This is a genomic window from Skermanella sp. TT6 (assembly GCF_016653635.2).
In the GTDB taxonomy this organism is placed as follows: domain Bacteria; phylum Pseudomonadota; class Alphaproteobacteria; order Azospirillales; family Azospirillaceae; genus Skermanella; species Skermanella cutis.
The window spans coordinates 2,286,331-2,304,295 of record NZ_CP067420.1 but is presented as its reverse complement, the minus strand read 5'-3'; the positions used below and the strand labels follow the sequence as shown (position 1 = coordinate 2,304,295).

Here is a 17,965-nt window from a genome sequence, read left to right as displayed (position 1 = left end):
GCCCTAGGCCTTCAGCAGCTTGGCGTGATGGGCGATGTGGTCGCCCATGAAGGTCGAGATGAAATAGTAGCTGTGGTCGTAGCCGGGCTGGCGGCGGAGCGTCAGCGGCGTGCCGGATTTGGCGCAGGCTTCTTCCAGCAGCTCGGGCTTCAGCTCCTTCTCCAGGAACTGGTCGGAGGTGCCCTGGTCGACCAAGATCGGGGACTTCCAGCCGCCCTTCTCGGCCAGCAGGGAAGCATCGTACTGCTTCCAGGCCTCGCGGTCCTGGCCGAGATAGCCGCCCAGCGCCTTTTCGCCCCACGGAACGCGGGACGCGGAGACGATCGGCGAGAAGGCGGAGACCGAGCGGTAGCGGTCGGGATTGCGGAACGCCATCACGAGGGCCCCGTGCCCGCCCATGGAATGGCCGAAAATGCCCTGGCGGGCGGGATCGATCTTGAATTCCGACGCGATCAGGCCGGGCAGCTCGTCCCGGATGTAGCTGTACATGCGATAGTTGGTCTTCCACGGATCCTGCGTGGCGTCCACGTAGAAGCCGGCGCCGGAGCCGAAGTCGTAGCTGGCGTGCTCGCCCGGCAGGTCGAGGCCGCGCGGGCTGGTATCGGGGGCGACGATGATCACGCCGTGCTCGGCAGCGTAGCGCTGGGCGCCGGCCTTGACGGTGAAGTTCTCCCACGTGCAGGTCAGGCCGGACAGATATGTCAGCACCGGCAGGGGGCCGTCGGCCGCCTGGGGCGGAACGAAGACCGCGACTTCCATGTCGGTGCCCGTGCTCGCCGAGCGATGCCGGTAGATGCCCTGCGTGCCGCCGAAGCAGGCATGGCTGGAGATGCGGTCCAAACTCATCGGGCGTTTTCCTCGTATTCCGTTTGTCTCTGAAGCCTGGTCGTTACCGGCGCTGCATGGTGAGACGGCGGGCCGCGGGGGTCAAGGGCGTACCCATGTATGTATCGACACAAGAGGGGTGACAGGCGTTTGGAGCGGGCGTAGGCTTTACTTGGAAGGGCGAACAAATCACCCTCCGATCTGCTGCACCTGCGAAATAATCCGGCTTGATTTAAAAGTATCAGAAGAAACGGATCAGGGAGGATGCGGAAATGACGAAGTTCACCAGACGGGACACGCTGAAGATCGGCGTCGGCGCCGGAGCGCTGGCGGGCACGGGGCTCCTGGGCTATCGCTCCGCCTTCGCGGAGGTCATGGCGGCCGACGTTCCGGCGCCGAAACTCGCCATCGAGAATGGCGCCGAACTGCGCGTGCTTCGCCCGGCCAAGTTCGTGCAGGGTGACGAGACCCAGTTCCTGGCGAACACCGAGAGGTTCACCAAGGAGACCGGCGTCAAGGTCCGGGTGGACAACGAGAGCTGGGAGGACCTGCGGCCCAAGACGGCGGTCGCCGCCAACATCGGCAGCGGGCCGGACGTGGTGCTGGCCTGGAACGACGACCCGCACCAGTATCCCGACAAGCTGATCGACCTGACCGAGGTCGCGGAGTATCTGGGAAAGAAGTATGGCGGCTGGTACCCGATCGCCGAGCGCTACGGCAAGGGATCGGACGGCAAGTGGATCGCGATGCCGATCGGCGCTTCCGGCGGCGCCATCGTGTACCGCAAGTCGTGGGTCAACGAGGCCGGATATGACGAGATCCCGACCGACATCGACAATTTCCTGACGCTGGCCAAGAACCTCAAGAAGAACAACCACCCCATGGGTTTCGCGCTGGGCAACGCCCAGGGAGACGGGAATACCTGGACCCACTGGCTGATCTGGTCCCATGGCGCCGCCCTGGTGGACGAGAACAACAAGGTGATCATCGACAGCCCCGAGACGATCGCGGCGCTGGAATACGGCAAGCAGCTGGTCGACCAGTTCATTCCCGGCACGCTGTCCTGGCTGGATCCGTCCAACAACAAGGCGTTCCTGGCCGGGGAGATCAGCCTGACCTCCAACGGTATCTCGGTCTACTACTCGGCCAAGAACAGTCCCGATCCGGCGGTGAAGGCCCTGGCGGAGGATATCTATCATGCCCGCTTCCCGGTCGGGCCGGTGGGCAAGCCGACCGAGGCCGGGCTTCTGGTCAACACCATGGTGTTCAAGCACACGAAGTATCCCAACGCCGCCAAGGAATATCTGCGCTTCATCTTCGAGAAGGAGCAGTACGAGCCCTGGCAGCAGGCCAGCATCGGGTACTGGAGCCATCCCCTGGCGGCCTATGCCGGAAACCCGATCTGGACCGAGGACCCCAAGCACGAAGCCTACAGCGAGGTGATGAAGAACATGCTGTGGTACGGCTATCGCGGCAGCCTGGGCTATGCCTCGGCGGCGACGCTGGCCGATTTCATCATCAACAACATGGTGGCCCAGGTCTGCTCCGGGCGCGCCACCCCGAAGGAGGCCGCCGCGGAAGCCCAGCGGCGGGCGGAGCGGTATTACAGGACCTGATTTATGGCCCATCAGAACGTGGCTGGTCCCCGGGCGGCAGGTGCCGCCCGGGAAAGGCGTATCGCGCGGCCCCGGGATTCCTGGATCGTGCGAACCTTCGACAATCCCGCCGTGCTGTCGTTCCTGTTCATGCTGCCGGCGGCGACGTTGCTGCTGGTGTTCCTGACATACCCGCTGGGGCTCGGCATCTGGCTGGGGTTCACCGATACCCGGATCGGGCGGGCGGGAGTCTTCATCGGGCTGGAGAACTACCAGTCGCTGTTCCGCGACAGCATGTTCTGGCTCGCGGTCAGCAACACCGTGCTCTACACGGTGATCGCGACCATCGGGAAGTTCGCGCTGGGGCTCTGGCTGGCGCTGCTGCTGAACAACCACCTGCCGGCCAAGGCGCTGATCCGGTCGATCATCCTGGTGCCGTGGATCGTGCCGACGGTGCTGTCGGCGCTGGCCTTCTGGTGGATCTACGACCCGCAATTCTCGATCATCAGCTGGGCGCTGACCGAGATGGGGCTGATCGACCAGTACATCGACTTTCTGGGCACGCCCAACAATGCGCGGGCCTCGCTGATCGCGGCGAACATCTGGCGCGGCATCCCGTTCGTGGCGATCTGCCTGCTGGCGGGGCTCCAGACCATCTCGCCCAGCCTGTACGAGGCGGCGGCACTGGACGGGGCGTCGGCCTGGCAGCGATTCCGCCATGTCACCCTGCCGATGCTGATGCCGATCCTGGCGGTCGTGATGACCTTCTCGATCCTGTTCACCTTCACCGATTTCCAGCTGATCTACGCGATCACCCGGGGCGGCCCGGCGGGGACCACGCACCTGATGGCGACCCTGGCGTTCCAGCGGGCGATCCCGGGCGGGCAGCTGGGAGAAGGCGCGGCCATCGCGGTGGCGATGATCCCGTTCCTGATCTTCGCGACGCTGTTCAGCTATTTCGCGCTGGCCCGGCGGAAATGGCAGCACGGAGGCAGCGATGACTGAATCTGAGATGACTGGGGCTGCGATGACTGGACCGGCGATGACTGGGGCGCACCATGGCTGAAGAACGCGTCGGGATGGACTATCTCAACACGTGGCCGCGGAAGCTTGTCACGGTCTATGCGCCGCTGTCGGCGTTCCTGATCATCCTGCTGTTCCCGTTCTACTGGATGACGGTGACGACCTTCAAATCGAACGAGGAGCTCTACAACTTCAAGGACTATAACCCGCTGTGGATCCATTCGCCGACGCTGGACAACGTCAAGCGCCTGCTGTTCGAGACGGACTATCCGCAGTGGCTGATGATCACCATGACGGTGGCGGTGGTCGCGACCTTCATCAGCCTGTTCGCCAGCGTGCTCGCCGCCTACGCGATCCAGCGGCTGCGGTTCCGGGGCGGGCAGACGGTCGGGCTGATGATCTACCTGGCATACCTGGTGCCGCCGTCGATCCTATTCATCCCGCTGGCGACCATGGTGTTCCAGTTCGGCCTGTACGACAGCCCGCTGGCGCTGATCCTGACCTACCCGACCTTCCTGATCCCGTTCTGCACTTGGCTGCTGATGGGGTATTTCAAGTCGATCCCCTACGAGCTGGAGGAATGCGCGCTGGTGGACGGGGCGTCGCGCATCCAGATCCTGTGGAAGATCACGCTGCCGCTGGCCGTGCCGGGGCTGATCTCGGCGGGGATTTTCGCCTTTACCCTGTCGTGGAACGAGTTCATCTACGCGCTGGCCTTCATCTCGTCGGTGGAGAAGAAGACGGTGCCGGTCGCGGTGCTGACCCAGCTGGTCGAGGGCGACGTCTACCACTGGGGCTCGCTGATGGCCGGAGCGCTGCTGGGCTCGCTGCCGGTGGCGGTGATCTACTCGTTCTTCGTGGAGCATTACGTATCGAGCCTGACCGGGGCGGTGAAGGAATGAGGCAAGGCCGCGACGATCCCGTGCGGGCGCTGTTGATCCCCATGTCGTCCGGGCCGTCCGGGCCCTGGACGACACGGAAAACAGCGCGGGAAGACACCACCATGTCGGAACAAGCACTCAAGGCTCTTCTGATCGAGGAGCTTCAGGACACCTACAGCGCCGAGACGCAGATCACCCAGGCGCTGCCCAAGATGGCCGACGCCGCGTCGTCGCAGGAGCTGAAGCAGGCGTTCCAGACGCACCTGCAGGAAACCCAGGGCCAGGTGAAGCGGCTGGAGCAGGTCTTCAAGATCCTCCAGGCGGACCCCGGCGGCAATACCTGCGAGGCGACCCAGGGGCTGATCGAGGAGGCCGAGGAGGTCATGTCCCAGGGGCATCCGCCGGAGGTGCTGGACGTGGCTCTGGTCATGGCCGCCCAGAAGGTGGAGCATTACGAGATCGCCAGCTACGGGGCGCTCCGCACCCTGGCGGAGACCTGCGGGATGACCGACGTCGCCAACCTGCTGGAGCAGACGCTCAACGAGGAGAAGGCGACCGACCAGAAGCTGAACCAACTGGCCGAAGGCGGAATCAACCAGCGGGCCTTCAAGGCGGCCTGACGCCGCGCCTACTGTCGCGATCGCTCCCTCCCCTGTCGCCCAGGGGAGGGAGTTTTCTTTTGTGGAGGTCAACGTGGAACGCTTCAAGGGAAAGACCGTCATCGTCACCGGGGCGGGTTCGGGCATCGGTGCCGCGACCGCGCGCCGCTTCTCGGAAGAGGGCGCGGCCGTCGTCCTGTGCGGCAGGACAGAGGACAAGCTCAAGGCTGTCGCCAAGGACCTGCCGGCCGACCGCACCCTGGTCCATGCCGCCGACGTCGCCGACCGGCAGGCGGTCGAGGGACTGGTGGATGCCGCCGTCGAGCGGTTCGGCCGGCTGGACGTGATGGTCAACAATGCCGGCATCGCGCCGACCGGCCCGATCACCGAGGCGTCGGTCGAGGATTGGCATGCCGTGATGGCGACCGACGTCGACGGCGTCTTCTATGGCTGCCGCGCGGCGGTGCCGCACCTGGTCAGGACCGGGGGATCGATCGTCAACGTGTCGTCGGTGTCCGGGCTGGGCGGCGACTGGAACATGAGCTTCTACAATGCCGCCAAGGGCGCGGTGAGCAACTTCACCCGGTCGCTGGCGCTGGAGCTGGGCGCCAAGGGCGTGCGGGTCAACGCGGTCAACCCGTCCCTGACCTTCACCGACCTGACGGCCGACATGAAGGACGATGCGGAACTGATGGCGAAATTCAAGGAAAGGATCGCGCTGGGACGCGCGGCCGAAGCGGAGGACATCGCTCCGGTGATCGTCTTCCTGGCGAGCGAGGATGCCCGGTTCGTCACCGGGGTCAACCTGCCGGTGGACGGCGGGCTGAGCGCCTCGAACGGCCAGCCGCCGCAGGCCTGACGGCTGCGACAGGCGTTACTCGGGAACGGCCATGCCGCGCTGCACGGCGGGCCGCGCCCCGACCAAGTCGTGCCAGCGCTTCAGGTGCGGATATCTCTCGAACAGCGCCGGGGACGTCTGGCCGGCGATGGCGACGAACGGATAGACCGAGATGTCGGCGATCGTGTAGTCGCCGTCGACCAGGTATTCGGTCCGGCCCAGTTGGGTCTCCAGCGCCTGATAGCAGCGGTGCAGCTCGGACTTGAACAGCTCGATCGCGTAGGGAAGCTTCTCCGGGGCGCGGACCGAGAAGCGGAACATGTCGACCGAGGTCGGGCCGACGTCGCTGACCCCGAAGGCCAGCCAGTTCCACACCTCCGTCCGGGCGCAGCCCTCGCAGGGAAGGAACCGCCCGCTTTTCTCCGCCAGATATTCCAGGATGGCGCCGGACCCGAAGACGCGCCGGGGAGCCCCGTCGGTGTCGGGATCGATCATGGCGGGAATCTTGCCGAGCGGGCTGATCTCCAGGAACTCCGGCTTCAGGTTGTCGCCCTGCATGAGTTCCACCCGGATGACCTCGTAGGGCAACCCGACCTCCTCGAGCATGATCGAGGCCTTGTGCCCATTGGGGGTCGGGTAGCTGTAGAGCGTGATCATCGCGCGGTCTTCTCTCCAAGCGGACTGGAACGGGCGTCTTCCGGCACCCGCCACCCCCTATGTTTGGCGCAAATCGCCCCGGAAGGCCAGAGGCGAGGAGAGCCCGCGACGCTCAGATCGCTTTGGAGTGCCGCATCGCCGCGGTATCGAGGTAGGGATCGAAGGCCGCGGCGACCGCCCGGACCAGCGGCCTGACCTCGTCCGGGACGGTGATCCGGTGCCCGTCGACGCGGGCCAGACCGTCGGCGGCCAGCGGGGCCAGCTTCTCCAGGTCCGGCTCGAACAGGTCGGAAGCGACGCCGTGGCGCGCCGCGACGGCATCCAGGTCGACCGACAGGTCGCACATCAGCCGCTCGATCAGGTCGCGGCGCAGGCGGTCGTCGGCGCTCAGCCGCTTGCCCTTGACGATCGGCGGCCGGCCAGCGCGGACCGCCTCGGCGTACCGCTCCAACGCCGGGTCGTTCTGGACATAGCCGTCGGGCAGAGCGCCGATGGACGACGCGCCGAAGCCGATCAGCACGTCGGCGCCGTCGGTCGTGTAACCTTGGAAGTTGCGGCGAAGGGTGCCGTTCCGCTGGGCGACGGTGATCGGGTCGGCCTCCAGCGCGAAATGGTCCAGGCCGATCTGGTGATAGCCGTTGTCGGCCAGCACGGCCGCGATGGCGTCGAACTGCTTCCACCGGTCGCGGGCGTCGGCCAGGACGGACTCGTCGATCAGCCGCTGGTGCTTCTTCATCCAGGGGACATGGGCATAGCCGAAGACCGCCAGACGCTCCGGCGTCAGGTCCATCACCCGCTCTGCGCTCTCCTCGCAGCTTTCCGGGGTCTGGTGCGGCAGGCCGTACATCAGGTCGAGGTTGATGCTGTCGATGCCGTTGCGGCGGAGCGCCCGGACCGCGGCTTCCGTCACCTCGAAGGGCTGCACACGGTTGATGGCGCTCTGGACGGTGGCGTCCAGGTCCTGCACGCCCAGGCTGGCGCGGTTGACTCCGGCGCGGGCCAGCGCTTCGGGAGCCTCAAGGGTCAGGGTGCGCGGATCGATCTCGACCGCGATCTCGCAGCCGGGAACAAGGTCGAAGCGGGAGCGTACATGGGCCATCAGCCGCTCGAAATCGGCCGACCCGATCATGGTCGGAGTGCCGCCGCCGAAATGGACGTGGCGCACCGGCATGGCCCCGGGCAGCGCGTCGGCGACCAGGTCGATCTCCCGCATGAGCAGGTCGAGATACTCGGCGATCGGATCGTAACGGGCGACGATCTTCGTGTGGCAGCCGCAGTACCAGCACATGGACTTGCAGAACGGGACGTGGAAATACAGCGACAGTTCCTGCCCCGCGGGAAGCCGGCCCAGCCACGCCAGGTAGTCGCCCGCCTGGACCTGCGGACCGAAATGCGGCGCGGTCGGGAAGCTGGTGTAGCGCGGGACCCGGAGGCCGTCGTATTTGGCGATGAGATCTGCGTTCATGACGGCGAGACTGCGCGCCGATGGGCAGCCCCGCCTTGATTTGGGTCAAAAGGATCGAACGGCCGGGACCCGGGCGGCCTGTTCCGGACGCTCAGTGATGCGGCGGCGAGGCCAGGATGGCGGCGAGTCCCTCGGCGGTGAGGTCGGACGCGTCGAGGACGGCGTCGAGCCGGCGGTCGAGATCGGCGACCGTCGCCGCCCGGATGCGGCGGTCGGCCTCCTCCGGCACGGCGACGCGGCGGCGCTCGACCAGCCGGAGCAGCGATTCCGCCCGGCCCTCGGCCTTTCCTTCCTCGCGCCCCCCGGCCTTGCCCTCCGCCAGTCCCTGGGCGAAGATCTCGCTGAGGTAGAGGTGTTCCTTGATGTTGAACTGGATCGCCATGGCCTCCCACTCCTCCTTGACGACCGGGGTCGCCCTGCGCAACTGGGACAGGATCAGCAGCGTGGCCGCGGCGTCCGCACGCTCGCGCCGGGGCAGCGGGGCGGGCAACCCATCGCGGTTCCGCACGCGCCGGTCCATGCGGTGCGGTGACGCGGGGCGGAGCGCCGCCCGGGAGGGCCTCAGATCCTGCGGAGCGTCGGGCGCACGGCGGCGCCGCGTTCCCGCTCCAGATGCTCGCGCAGCAGCCTCATGTTGCGGCGGTTGGCCTTGAAGCCGATGTCGAACAGGGTGCCGAACACTGGAATGGAACCGACGGCCCAGTCGACGCCGACATTGCCCAGCATGCGCAGCAGCGTGCTCCGGGGAACCCCGAGGCGGGCCGCCTGGAACACCAGGTACGCGGCGACCACGCCGGTGGCGCTGTCGCCGACCACCGGAAAGATGCTGGCGATGCCGTCCAGCCCGATCGGGATGCTGGTGCCTGGGATTCGCCAACGGCTGTCCAGCAGGTCGGCCAGCCGTTCCAGATGGGCGATCTGGGCGTCGCGGTCGTCGGCGTTGTAAGCGGCGGTGGCCATTTCGGGTTACTTGTATTTGATGATGACGTAGATGGCGTGAATGATGCCAGGGATATAACCCAGGATCGTGAGAAGGATGTTGATCCAAAAGTGCAGACCCAGACCGACCTGAAGGAACACGCCGACCGGCGGCAACAGGATGGCAAGCAGAATTCTAAGAACGTCCATTAGTCAACCTCTCGGATCTCTATTTCGTCATCGCAGCGTCAGAACACTATTTGGTGCGCTTCGTTCCTTCCGTCAGGATCTTGAAATTGACCGGCAGCATCCCCCGAGCACCCGAAGCTTGCATGAATTTGCGTTGCTTGGTTCAATGGACCGGTCATTCTCCAGCAGGAGGTCCAGATGCGCGTCCGCTCCGCTCCGACCGCCGGCCTTCTGGCCCCTGCCCTCATGCTCGGGTTCCTGACGGGCCTGCCATCGGGCGCCGTCCTGGCCCAGGAGCGGCCGGTCGACCTGGAACTGGTCCTGGCGGTCGATATCTCCGGCAGCGTCGACGAGGAAGAGGCGGCCCTCCAGCGCGACGGCTACGTGACGGCGCTGGTCGACGACCGGGTGGTCTCCGCCATGGGCGGAGGTCCGTTCGGCGCCGTCGCGGTCACCTATGTGGAATGGGCGGGCGAGGACTATCAGCGCACCGTGGTTCCCTGGACACTGATCGGCAGCCGGGAGGAAGCGGAGAGGTTCTCCGGCGCGATCGGTGCGGCCCCCCTGTCGACCGCCCGCTGGACCTCGCTGAGCGGCGCCATCGACCACGCCGCGACGCTGTTCGACGGCAACGGCTTCGAGGGGGTGCGGCGGGTGATCGACATCTCGGGCGACGGCGTGAACAACCGGGGCCGCCCCCCGTCCCTGGCCCGGGACGAGGCGGTCGCGGCCGGCATCACGATCAACGGCCTGCCGATCCTGAACGACCGGCCCAACCCCTGGGGCGGGCCGGCCCCGATCGATCTGGACCGCTATTACGAGGAGAACGTCATCGGCGGCCCCGGCGCCTTCTACATCGCCGCACGTGACTTCGACGATTTCGCCGCCGCCATCCTGAGCAAGCTGATCCGCGAGATCGCCGGGCTGGGCTCGGGCGCCGGCTGAGAATAGTTGATCTTACTAATCGATTGTTAGGCTCTGCCCCCTAGGGTCGCGCGGAAGGCTGGCGTGGGCTTCTCCACGGGCCGGGCTGCCGGGGTGCGCCATGAAGGAACTGCGTTGCATCGTCTTCACCGAGCGGGAAGTCGTCGGTGCCGTCATCGACCGCCGCCGCAAGCGCGGCGAGGCCCTGCCGGCGGGGACGGTCGAATCGGTCACGTTCAAGACCGGCGAGGCCATCGAGACGGTCATGGAAATCAAGGACGATTACGGCAAGATCACGTCCGTCGACCTGCCGGAGACGGAAGTCGCCGCGGCCCTGATCGGGTTCTGCATGGGCCGCAGGATCCCGCTTCCGGTCGATGCGGAAAAGACGCTCTACGTGATCAAGGACGCAGCCACCCTGATCATCACCATGAATTTCAACAAGGCGCCGCGGCTGGTCAGCACGACGACCGGCAAGAAACGCCGCACCGGCGGTCCCGGCACGGATCTCGCCCGGTCGCTTCTGTAGTGCCCGCGCCTTGACACCGGCACCGGCGCAGGGTTAGAACAAAAAGTGAACATAATCCGGAAACAGCCAGCGGATCCAAGCACATGCCCGATTCATCCAAGGTTGCCAGGGCAGCGGCGCTGGCCGAACTGCGCGGGCGCATCCTGCGGATGGAGGGGATCGGAGGAGCCGACGGCGACCGTCTGCTGCCGCTCGGCGTTCCGGAGATCGACCGCATGCTGCCGGACGGCGGGCTGCCGCTGGGCTGCCTGCACGAGATCGTCGGGGGCGACGGGCCGCCGGGTGCGGCGGCCAGCGGATTCGGTGCCGCCCTGCTCGCCCGGATCGCCGGGCGCCAGGGTTCCGAAGGAAACTCCGCGGGATGCGGCCAAGTGGTCTGGATCACCCGGAGCGACGACCTCCACGCGCCGGGGCTGGCGCCCTACGGCCTGATGCCCGACCGGCTGATCACCGTCCGCGCCCGGCGGGACGGCGACATCGTGTGGGCGATCGAGGAGTCGCTGCGCTGCCGGTCGCTGGGAGCGGTGCTGGGAGAAGTCTCCGACATCGACATGGTGGCCAGCCGCCGTCTCCAGCTTGCGGCCGAGAGCGGCGGCGTCACGGCCTTCCTGCTGCGCGGCGCCGGCTCCAGGCTGGCGGCGACCGCGTCCGTGACCCGCTGGAGCCTGAAGCCGGCCGCCAGCCTTCCGCCTGCCGCCGAGCCCGGCCTGGGAGCCCCGCGCTGGCGGGTCGGCCTGACGCGCTGCCGGGGCGGCCGGCCGGGAGAGTGGCTGGTGGAATGGAACGGCGCCGGCTTCACGGCGGTACCGGATTCAGTCTCCACCCCGGACCCCGCCTCATGCCCGGTGGCCGGAGCCGAGGCGGGCCTGCTTCGTCAGCGCAGCTCCTCCAGCGTCTGGTAGAGGCGCGCCCGGTCCTGGAGGGCACCCTTCTCCAGGTCCATTTCCGCGATCGCCAGCTTGACCACGTCATCGACGCTGACGATGCCGCAAAGCACCCCACGATCGACCACCGGCACATGCAGGATATGCCAGCGAGTCATGTTCTCGAGCACATGGCGCACGGAGTCGTCCGGCCCGCAGGTCTTGACCGCCTTGGTCATGATGGAGCTGACCGGCGCGTCGAGCAGGTCGGCCCCGCTGAGATGCCGGATCCTGCTCTCGCGCTCGGCCATGGCATAGACGATGTCGCGCACCGCGACGATGCCGTCGACATGCTTGCCGTCCTCGCTGATCACCACGCAGCCGACCCGGTGCAGCTTGAGCAGATGAGCGACTTTGGAAATGCTGTCATTCGGGCGCACCGTCACGACGGTCCGGCCTTTCAGGTCCAGAAAGGTGCTGATCTTCATGGCTGGTCTCCTTCCCATGACGGCGCGACTGCGGATCTTTGAAAACTGACAACCACCGTCGTATTGTCCGGCGCTCCGCATTGCTCCATTACTGTGAACCGATCATCTCACCTTTGGCGATCCTGGAGTTTGACCTGGATCAAGCTTCCAAACACTACCCCTAAAGAGACCAATGGACAAAACCAAGGCGTCGGGGAATGCCGAGGAACGGCTTTGCAGGGAAGCGGGACAGCAGCCGTACAGGGGACCCGGGAAATGACTTAATCACCATGGACCCGATGCCATGCACGGATCCGGCAATGCCCGGCCTTGCGCGACTACCCCGAAAGAGTACATTTTAATCTCATTCTTATAATTTTTGATCGGGATTGGAGATATGGTCAGACATCTGCGCAGGCTGCCGCTCTCCGCCAAGGTGACCGGCATCGCGCTCCTCTGCATGGTAGCGCTGACCGTCGTCCTTGAAGCGATCCTGCTCTCGGCGCTGCATGGCAGCCTCGGCAGTGACGCGGCGCGGCGCCAGCGGATCACGCTGGAAGTCGCCTTCGGAGAGATCCGCGCGATCGGCACGGAGTACCAGTTGAAGGACGGGGTTCTGACGGCCGGGGGCGTCACGCTGAACGGCAATCTGGACCTGGTAGACCGCGTCCAGCGGCTGGCTGGCGGAGTCGCCACGATCTTCGCCGGCGACGTCCGCGTCGCGACCAACGTGCTGAAGGCGGACGGCACCCGGGCGATCGGCACCAAGCTGGCCCAGGGGCCGGTGTACGACAGCATCTTCCGGGACAAGAAGGATTATTTCGGCGAGGCCGACATCCTGGGCCAGCCCTATTTCACCGGGTATCGCCCGCTGCTCGACCGGAACGGCGCGGTCGCCGGCATCGTCTTCGTCGGCGTCGCCAAGGACGACGTCTTCCACGCCTTCGACGACACCATCACCACCGCGACAGTCTATATACCGGTCGGCATGACGCTGTTCGGGCTGGTGCTGTGGTTCTTCCTGAACCGCACGATCCATCCGATCGTCAGGCTGGAACGGGCGGCCATCGCCCTGGCCGCGGGAGACGACCAGGTGGAGATCGTCGCTACCGACCGGACCGACGAGATCGGCCGGCTGGCCCGAGCCCTGCTCAACCTGCGCGGCACGGTCGGCGACGCCTTCGCCCGCCGGCAGGTAATCGAACAGCTCGACCTGCCGGTGATGACCGCGTCGGGCACCGACTTCCTGATCGAATACATGAACCCCGCGGCAGTCGAGGCGCTGAACAGGGTCGCCCACAACCTGACCATCCCGGTCGGCGAACTGGAAGGGCACAGCATCGACGTGTTCCACCAGCGCGATCCGCAGAGGATCCGCGCGATCGTCTCCGACCCCGACCGGCTGCCGCACCATGCCCGGATCCGCCTGGGCGACGACTGGATGGACCTGAACATCAGCGCGATGCGCAATGTCCGGGGCGAGTACAAGGGCCCGCTGCTGACCTGGCGCCTGATCACCGACCAGGTCACCGCCGCAGCCGATTTCGAGAAGTCGGTCGGCGCGATCGCGACCGCCGTCCGGGACGCCACGGTGAACGTCGAGACATCGGCGCGGACCACGTCGGAGCAGGCCTACACGGCGTCCTCGACCGCAGAGGCCGTGGCCGACGCGGCGGGTGCCGCCACGGCGTCGGTGACCTCCGTCTCGGCCGCGATCGAGGAACTGACCTCCAGCATCGATACCGCCCGCGGCGAGGCGAGCGCCACCACCGCCGCGATGGAAGCGGCCTCCCACGAGGCGCGCCGGACCAACGACATCGTGGTCGGCCTGTCCCAGGCGGCTTCCGCGATTGGAACCGTGGTGGACCTGATCGCCAACATCGCGGCCCAGACCAACCTGCTGGCCTTGAACGCGACCATCGAGGCGGCGCGGGCGGGAGACGCCGGCAAGGGCTTCGCCGTCGTCGCCCACGAGGTCAAGTCGCTGGCGACCCAGACCTCCAAGGCGACCGACGACATCCGGCGCGAGATCGATCAGATCCAGGGCACCACGCGGGAGGCGGTGAACGCCATCGGCGCCATCGTCCAGACCATCCACGAGATGGGCACCCGGGCCGGAGCGACCGCCGCGGCGCTGGAGCAGCAGGCCGCCGTGGCCCTGTCGATCAGCCGCGAAACCCAGCAGGCCGCCACCCAGACCGTCGCGGTGAACACCGACATCCGCCGGATCTCCGAGGTCGCGACCCAGTCCGGTCAGGAGCTGGCCGGCATGCTGACGGTGGTCCAGAGCCTGTCGCGGAAGTCCGACGAGCTCGCCGACGCGATCGTCACCTTCGTCGAGCGGCTGAAGCGCTGAGGAGCCGGGCCGCAGGTCCGGTCCCAGGTGGGTCCGGTCCCAGGTGGGTCCGGTCCCAGGTGGGTCCGGTCAGTACCAGAGCCCGGTCAGGCGGTGGCGTGGCTGGGCCGGGACGATGCGGAAGCGCCCGGCGACGGGCGCGCCGCCCTGCGCCAGGGCGTCGATCCCCGGCAGCGCCGGACGCCCGGAGAGCTGCCCGCGCAGGTCCACCAGCCGGCGGATCCGCTCTTCGGTCGGCGGATGGGTGCGCAGCAGCGACGGGCTGGGATTGCGCCGGTTCGGCAGCATCAGCGACTCCCACAGGCCCCTGCCGTACTGCTCCAGCTTCCTCAAGGCGCCCGCCAGGGCCAGGGGATCGCCGGTCAGCAGGGCGCCGCCCAGGTCGGCGTCGTATTCCCGCGTGCGCGACAGCGCCAGCTGGAGCAAGGCTCCGATGGTCGGCGCCAGGACCAGCAGCAGGATCAGACCCCAAGGGATCGTGACGGCGCCGGCGATCAACAGTGGCAGGTTGAACAGCAGGAGGATCTGGCCGAAGAGCGACATCATGCGGGTCAGCCGGCTGACCGTGTCGGCCAGCCCCATCAGCCACAGGTCGCCATTGGCGATATGGGTGATCTCGTGCCCCAGCACGCCGGCCAGCTCGCGGGCGCTCAGCGAGCGCACCAGCCCGTCCGTCACAGCGATGACGGCATCGCCGCGGGTCCCCATGGCGAAGGCGTTCAGCGTCGGGCTGGGAATCCAGTAGAGCTGGGGCGTGCGCGGCAGCCCCGCCCGCTCCGCCAGCTCGTTCAGGATCGCGGTGACCTTCGGCATGTCCCAGGCACGGACCGGCACCGCGCCGTACATGCCCAGGACCATCTGGGGCGACAGGCGCGGCGCGAAGGCGAGGCTCACGCCGCCGAGCACCAGCGCCCACAGGCCGCCCTCCGGCCCCGCGACGATCCAGCCGCAGGCGACCAGCAGGCCGATCATGCCGGCGAGCAGCAGGACGGTATGCAAACGGTTGGCCGAGCGATGTCGGTGGGAACCGGGCGAGGGAGGCGGCATTCGGCGGATTTCTTCCGTTCCGGAGCAGGAACGCCAAGTCCTTGCGGAGAACTCCTTTGAACCTGGCTCCTTCCAGACTTTGGATCGCCGCCGGACCGGGTCAATAACCCGAACGACCGCCTCAACCCCGCCGAGGGTTATACAAGCTCATGGCCTCCGGCATCTTGGCTTCCAGCGCGGCGATACGCGAATCCGGCGCCGGGTGGGTGGACAGAAATTCGGGTGCCCGCTGCCCGGCCGCCTGCATGTTCTGCCACAGCTGGATGGAGGCGCGCGGATCGTACCCGGCGCGCGCCATGTTGAGCAGGCCGATGCTGTCGGCTTCCAACTCCTGGTTACGCGAATAGGGCAGGATCAGGCCGTACTGTATGCCGGCACCCAGCAGCCCGGCGAGTTCGTTGGCATAGCCGATGTTGCCGATCTGGAGCGCAGCACCCAGAAGCTGCTGCCCCATGCTGGTAGCCGCCGCCGAACTCAGCCGCTCGCGGGCGTGCTCGGCCTGATTATGACCGATCTCGTGGCCGACCACGGCGGCGAGCTGGTCGACATTCTCCGCGATGGCGAACATGCCCTCGTAGACGCCGATCTTGTTGCCCGGCAGGGCGAAGGCGTTGGCCTCCTGGCCCTGGAAGACCACCATTTCCCATTGTCCGGGGTTCTCGCCGACGGCGCCCAGGATGTTGGTGCCAACCTGCTGGAGCGCCCGCTGATAGGTGGCGTTCCGCGAGACCGGCGTTTCCGACCGGATCTGCTGCCAGCTCTTGAGCCCGAGCTGCTGCACCTCCTCCGCCGAGACCAGCCCGAGGCCCAGCCCCGTCTGGCCCGCGCCGACGCAGCCGACCAGCGCCGTCCCGCTCACTCCCACCAGCGCCACCATGAAGCCCCGCCGGCTCATGGAGGTGGATGATTCATGGTGGTTTCCGGAGCCGTGGCACACGCACATGAAAGCTTACCCCCTGCAATTCCCTGAACTCACCGGATGGCGCTGGGCCATCGGCCCATTGGATCGCACAACGGCGTGCCCTACGCCAGTGTTCCGGCCCCCCGACCGTCGGAGCTCTTCCTTCCTCAGGCCGGCCCTACTTCTTCCCCAGCGCCTGTTGCCGCAGGGCTGACAGGGTCGTGCGGGTGCTGATCACCTCCGGGTCCATGCGCAGCTCGATCACGGCCGCCTTACCCGAGGCCACCGCCGCCTCGAACGCCGGGGCGAAGTCCTCGGTCCGCTCGACCGCGGCGCCGAAGGCCCCGTAGCTTTGAGCGAGCGCCGCGAAGTCGGGGTTGGTCAGGGTGGTGGCGCTGACGCGGCCGGGATAGTTCTTCTCCTGGTGCATGCGGATGGTGCCGAACATGCCGTTGTTGAACACCAGGATGATCGGGGCGGAGCCGGTGTGCATGGCGGTCGCCAGCTCCTGCCCGGTCATCATGAAGCCGCCGTCGCCGACATAGCTGACGACCATGCGCTCGGGATGGACCAGCTTGGCGGCGACCGCCGCCGGGACCGAGTAGCCCATGGCGCCGCTGGTCGGGCCGAGCTGCCGGCCGGGACGGCGGTAGGTCAGGAAACGCTGCGCCCAGCCGGAGAAGTTGCCGGCGTCGATCGTGACGATGGCATCGGCGGGCAGCCGGTCGCGCAGCCAGACCGACACCGCGCCGAGGTCCAGCGCGCCGTCGTAGGGCGCCGGCTCCAGCCAATCCAGGAAGTCGCGCCGGCCGGCTTCGGCCCAGACCCGCCAGCGGTCCGACCTGATTGGTTCCAGGCGGGCCAGCGCCGCCGCGAAGGCCGCCGGGCCCGACTGGATCGGCAGGTCGGGACGGAACACCCGGCCCAGTTCCTCGGCGGAGGCGTGGACATGGACCAGGGTCTGGCGGGTCTCCGGCAGGTCGATCAGCTCGTAGCCCTGGGTCGTCATCTCGCCCAGCCGCGCGCCGATCACCAGCAGCAGGTCGGATTCCCTGACGCGGGCCAGCAGCTTCGGGTTCGGGCCGGTGCCCAGGTCGCCGATCCAGGACGGGCTGGTGTTGTCCAGCACGTCCTGGCGGCGGAACGAGGAACAGACCGGCAGGCGGGAGGCCTCGGCGAAGCGCTTCAGGTCGGCGCAGGCCCGGTCGGTCCAGCCGCTGCCCCCCACCAGGACCAGCGGCCGCTCGGATGCGGCCAGCAGGTCGGCGACCCGTGCCAGGTCGTCGGCGCCGGGGTGGGCCTGGACTTCCGTGTAGCGGCCGGTCGGCGGAACGGCGACGCGGTCGCGCAGCATGTCTTCCGGCAGGGCCAGGACGACGGGGCCGGGCCGCCCGGATGTGGCGACATGGAAGGCGCGGCTGACGAATTCCGGGATGCGGGCAGCATCGTCGATCTGGGCAGCCCACTTGGCGACCGGAGAGAACATGCGGCGGTAGTCGATCTCCTGGAACGCCTCGCGCTCCGCCTGGTCCCGGGCCACCTGGCCGACGAACAGGATCATCGGCGTGGAATCCTGCATGGCGGTGTGGACGCCGATCGAGGCGTTGCAGGCGCCGGGGCCGCGGGTCACGAAGCAGATGCCCGGCCTGCCGGTCAGCTTGCCGGCCGCCTCGGCCATGTTGGCCGCCCCGCCTTCCTGCCGGCAGGTGACCAGATCGATGTCGGGAGCGTCGTGGAAGGCGTCGAGCACGTCCAGGTAGCTTTCGCCGGCGACGCAGAACGCCCGGTCGGCACCGTGGACGCGCAGCGAATCGACGAGGATCTGCCCACCGGAACGGGGCTTGGAAGTGCTCGACATGACCAATCCTGGAAGTGACGGAACCGTTTG

19 protein-coding genes are annotated in these 17,965 nt (G+C 67.3%); 9 read left to right on the top strand and 10 right to left on the bottom strand.

Going from position 1 to position 17,965, the window contains the following annotated elements; translation table 11 throughout:
- Nucleotides 1-3: 3 nt before the first annotated feature.
- A complete protein-coding gene (gene fghA, locus IGS68_RS10870; RefSeq protein WP_305800087.1) occupies nucleotides 4-846 on the bottom strand; it encodes an S-formylglutathione hydrolase in 843 nt (280 codons plus the stop codon).
- A 251-nt stretch (nucleotides 847-1,097) separates the two neighbouring features.
- Here fghA and IGS68_RS10865 point away from each other — a divergent pair, with 251 nt between their 5' ends.
- The 5 genes from IGS68_RS10865 (at nucleotide 1,098) to budC (ending at nucleotide 5,782) form a co-directional block, all read left to right on the top strand.
- Nucleotides 1,098-2,441, top strand: a complete 1,344-nt coding sequence (locus IGS68_RS10865) for an ABC transporter substrate-binding protein (protein WP_201079817.1) — start codon at nucleotides 1,098-1,100, stop codon at nucleotides 2,439-2,441.
- A gap of 87 nt (nucleotides 2,442-2,528) precedes the next feature.
- Complete coding sequence (locus IGS68_RS10860) at nucleotides 2,529-3,425, top strand: carbohydrate ABC transporter permease (RefSeq protein WP_247881274.1); 897 nt, start codon at nucleotides 2,529-2,531, stop codon at nucleotides 3,423-3,425.
- 53 nt (nucleotides 3,426-3,478) lie between these two features.
- On the top strand, nucleotides 3,479-4,345 hold the full coding sequence (locus IGS68_RS10855; protein ID WP_201079813.1) for a carbohydrate ABC transporter permease: 867 nt from the start codon (nucleotides 3,479-3,481) through the stop codon (nucleotides 4,343-4,345).
- Nucleotides 4,346-4,446: 101 nt separating this feature from the next.
- Entirely contained in the window at nucleotides 4,447-4,944 is a 498-nt protein-coding gene (locus tag IGS68_RS10850) for a YciE/YciF ferroxidase family protein (RefSeq protein ID WP_201079811.1), read from the top strand.
- Nucleotides 4,945-5,017: 73 nt separating this feature from the next.
- Nucleotides 5,018-5,782 (top strand): meso-2,3-butanediol dehydrogenase, encoded by a 765-nt coding sequence (budC, locus tag IGS68_RS10845; RefSeq protein ID WP_201079809.1) that lies wholly within the window; start codon nucleotides 5,018-5,020, stop codon nucleotides 5,780-5,782.
- Between the two features lie 15 nt (nucleotides 5,783-5,797).
- Here budC and IGS68_RS10840 read toward each other — a convergent pair whose 3' ends face one another.
- From IGS68_RS10840 to IGS68_RS10820, 5 genes are all read right to left on the bottom strand, one after another.
- Entirely contained in the window at nucleotides 5,798-6,418 is a 621-nt protein-coding gene (locus tag IGS68_RS10840; protein WP_201079807.1) for a glutathione S-transferase family protein, read from the bottom strand.
- A gap of 112 nt (nucleotides 6,419-6,530) precedes the next feature.
- On the bottom strand, nucleotides 6,531-7,883 hold the full coding sequence (gene hemN / locus IGS68_RS10835; protein ID WP_201079805.1) for an oxygen-independent coproporphyrinogen III oxidase: 1,353 nt from the start codon (nucleotides 7,881-7,883) through the stop codon (nucleotides 6,531-6,533).
- A gap of 91 nt (nucleotides 7,884-7,974) precedes the next feature.
- On the bottom strand, nucleotides 7,975-8,391 hold the full coding sequence (locus IGS68_RS10830) for an RpnC/YadD family protein (protein WP_201079803.1): 417 nt from the start codon (nucleotides 8,389-8,391) through the stop codon (nucleotides 7,975-7,977).
- 53 nt (nucleotides 8,392-8,444) lie between these two features.
- On the bottom strand, nucleotides 8,445-8,843 hold the full coding sequence (locus tag IGS68_RS10825) for a DUF4112 domain-containing protein (protein ID WP_201079801.1): 399 nt from the start codon (nucleotides 8,841-8,843) through the stop codon (nucleotides 8,445-8,447).
- 6 nt (nucleotides 8,844-8,849) lie between these two features.
- Nucleotides 8,850-9,011 carry a YqaE/Pmp3 family membrane protein gene (locus IGS68_RS10820; RefSeq protein WP_201079799.1) on the bottom strand — a complete coding sequence of 54 codons (162 nt, stop codon included), beginning with the start codon at nucleotides 9,009-9,011 and terminating at the stop codon, nucleotides 8,850-8,852.
- 177 nt (nucleotides 9,012-9,188) lie between these two features.
- Between IGS68_RS10820 and IGS68_RS10815 the strand changes: the two genes are divergently transcribed.
- From IGS68_RS10815 to IGS68_RS10805, 3 genes are all read left to right on the top strand, one after another.
- Nucleotides 9,189-9,935 (top strand): DUF1194 domain-containing protein, encoded by a 747-nt coding sequence (locus IGS68_RS10815; protein ID WP_201079797.1) that lies wholly within the window; start codon nucleotides 9,189-9,191, stop codon nucleotides 9,933-9,935.
- Between the two features lie 100 nt (nucleotides 9,936-10,035).
- Nucleotides 10,036-10,443 carry a hypothetical protein gene (locus IGS68_RS10810; RefSeq protein WP_201079793.1) on the top strand — a complete coding sequence of 136 codons (408 nt, stop codon included), beginning with the start codon at nucleotides 10,036-10,038 and terminating at the stop codon, nucleotides 10,441-10,443.
- A gap of 83 nt (nucleotides 10,444-10,526) precedes the next feature.
- On the top strand, nucleotides 10,527-11,345 hold the full coding sequence (locus IGS68_RS10805) for an ImuA family protein (RefSeq protein ID WP_201079791.1): 819 nt from the start codon (nucleotides 10,527-10,529) through the stop codon (nucleotides 11,343-11,345).
- Here IGS68_RS10805 and IGS68_RS10800 read toward each other — a convergent pair.
- Nucleotides 11,318-11,794, bottom strand: coding sequence for a CBS domain-containing protein (locus IGS68_RS10800; protein WP_201079788.1), 477 nt, complete (start codon nucleotides 11,792-11,794; stop codon nucleotides 11,318-11,320). The two genes, IGS68_RS10805 and IGS68_RS10800, sit on opposite strands and share 28 nt — an antisense overlap.
- A 376-nt stretch (nucleotides 11,795-12,170) precedes the next feature.
- On the opposite strand from IGS68_RS10800, the gene IGS68_RS10795 reads away from it, so the two are divergent.
- Nucleotides 12,171-14,129 carry a cache domain-containing protein gene (locus IGS68_RS10795; protein WP_201079786.1) on the top strand — a complete coding sequence of 653 codons (1,959 nt, stop codon included), beginning with the start codon at nucleotides 12,171-12,173 and terminating at the stop codon, nucleotides 14,127-14,129.
- A gap of 69 nt (nucleotides 14,130-14,198) precedes the next feature.
- Here IGS68_RS10795 and IGS68_RS10790 read toward each other — a convergent pair whose 3' ends face one another.
- The 3 genes from IGS68_RS10790 to IGS68_RS10780 form a co-directional block, all read right to left on the bottom strand.
- A complete protein-coding gene (locus IGS68_RS10790) occupies nucleotides 14,199-15,128 on the bottom strand; it encodes a zinc metalloprotease HtpX (protein WP_247881273.1) in 930 nt (309 codons plus the stop codon).
- 169 nt (nucleotides 15,129-15,297) lie between these two features.
- Complete coding sequence (locus tag IGS68_RS10785; RefSeq protein WP_201079782.1) at nucleotides 15,298-16,071, bottom strand: M48 family metallopeptidase; 774 nt, start codon at nucleotides 16,069-16,071, stop codon at nucleotides 15,298-15,300.
- A 184-nt stretch (nucleotides 16,072-16,255) separates the two neighbouring features.
- A complete protein-coding gene (locus tag IGS68_RS10780; protein WP_201079780.1) occupies nucleotides 16,256-17,935 on the bottom strand; it encodes a thiamine pyrophosphate-binding protein in 1,680 nt (559 codons plus the stop codon).
- Nucleotides 17,936-17,965: the final 30 nt, after the last annotated feature.